This window comes from Devosia sp., from assembly GCF_017307565.1.
Lineage (GTDB): Bacteria > Pseudomonadota > Alphaproteobacteria > Rhizobiales > Devosiaceae > Devosia.
Map to the genome: position 1 here is coordinate 1 of NZ_JAFKHD010000284.1, position 1,822 is coordinate 1,822.

A 1,822-nucleotide genomic window follows, 5' to 3' on the forward strand; every position below is an offset into this window, starting at 1 on the left:
GCTCAAATCTATCCTGATCATTGCGGCGGTCTTTCCGCTGTTGACGGGTGTGGTCGTGCGCTCGTTCGCCTGGCTGATCATTCTGGGCAAGAACGGCATTCTGAATTCGACCCTGATCAATCTCGGGATCATCAGCGAACCGCTGCAGATGCTCTACACGCAGGGCTCGGTCATCGTCGCCATGGTCTATCTGTTTGTGCCGCTGATGGTGCTTACACTGGTCGGCGTGCTTGAAGCGATCCCGGATGACCTCATCCAGGCGTCGGCCTCGCTCGGCGCCAATTCGTGGGCGACGTTCACGCAGGTCATTCTGCCGCTTGCCGTGCCCGGTCTGATCGTCGGTGCCGTGCTGGTCTTTACCGGCAGCTTCACCTCTTATGCGACGCCTCAGCTTCTTGGTGGCGAACAGGTGATGGTCATGGGCACGCTGATGTATCAGCAGGCCATGGTCACCTTTGACTGGGTAAGCGCCTCCACCATTGCCGCCATCATGGTGGTGATCACCATCGCCATCGTCATGGCCATGAATGCCGCGGCACGCCGCCTCAACCCGATGACCGTCTGATGCCGACAAAAATTCATCCAGCCCTGATCGGCTTTACTGCACTGGTCTTTCTGTTCCTCGTCGGGCCGCTCGTTATCGTGCTCGGCGCAGCAGTGAGCGACACGACCTATCTCACCTTCCCGCCGCAGGGGCTAAGTCTCCGATGGTTCGAGAACATCTTTGCGATCGACGCCTTCCGCCGGACCATTCTTACGAGCCTCCAGGTCGCCGTTATCTCGACCTTCGTGGCGCTCTTGATCGGCATTCCGGCTTCCTATGCGATGAGCCGCTATCGCATCCAGCTGCCGCGCTGGCTGTCGACGCTGTTCGTGCTGCCGGTGCTGGTGCCCGAGCTGGTGCTGGGCTTTTCGCTGCTGAAAAACCTCGCTTTCCAGTTCAATGCGCCAATCTTCCTGTCGCTGATCATCGGCCACACGATCCTGATCCTCCCCTATGTGATCCGGGTTATTTCGGCCTCGCTCGCCTCCTTCGATTTCTCCATCGAAGAAGCGGCGATCAGCCTGGGTTCGCCGCCTCTGAAAACCTTCTTTACCGTGCTTTTGCCCAATGTTCGCTCGGGCGTGATCGCGGCCTTCATCCTGGCCTTCATCACCTCGGTCAATGACGTGTCGATTTCGATCTTCCTGACAGGACCGGGCATTTCCACGCTTCCAATCCAGCTGCTCGCCCATATGGAGCAGTTCTTCGATCCCACCGTCGCTTCGGTCTCGGTGCTGCTCATGGTGCTTACGGTGGCCGTCATGGCCATTGTCGAGCGTACCCTGGGCCTCACCTTCCTTGCCAAATAGAGGTCAGCCGTGACCAAGCCACTTTCCATTCGCAACATCACCGCCCACTACGGCCAGACCAAGGTTCTTGAAGACCTGTCGCTGGACATAGCCGAGGGCGAACTCGTGTCCCTCCTCGGCGCTTCCGGCTGTGGCAAGACCACGACCCTGCGCCTCGTCGCCGGTTTTTTGCAGCCGACCTCGGGTAGCATTACGCTGGGCGGCAAAGATCTGACCAAGCTGCCCGCGCACCAGCGCGATATCGGTCTGGTGTTCCAGAACTATGCGCTCTTCCCGCATCTGACCGTGGCCGACAATGTCGGCTTCGGCCTCAAGCAGCGCGGCGTTTCGGGCGAAGCCAAGACCAAGCGCGTTGGCGCTATGCTGGAGCGTGTGGGTCTGGGCCATCTCGCAGATCGCCTGCCCGGCGCCCTGTCGGGTGGCCAGAAGCAGCGCGTGGCGCTCGCCCGCGCCCTCGTCATCGAGCCGC

At 60.4% G+C, this 1,822-nt stretch carries 3 protein-coding genes; all 3 read left to right on the top strand.

Annotated features, from left to right (window positions below):
• A partial coding sequence (locus tag J0I64_RS08685) for an ABC transporter permease (protein WP_291407188.1) occupies nucleotides 1-565 on the top strand: 565 nt, incomplete at its 5' end.
• Nucleotides 562-1,353, top strand: coding sequence for an ABC transporter permease (locus J0I64_RS08690; protein ID WP_291407191.1), 792 nt, complete (start codon nucleotides 562-564; stop codon nucleotides 1,351-1,353). The genes J0I64_RS08685 and J0I64_RS08690, both read left to right, overlap by 4 nt.
• Nucleotides 1,354-1,362: 9 nt before the next feature.
• The coding region (locus J0I64_RS08695; RefSeq protein WP_291407190.1) for an ABC transporter ATP-binding protein at nucleotides 1,363-1,822 on the top strand (460 nt) is incomplete at its 3' end.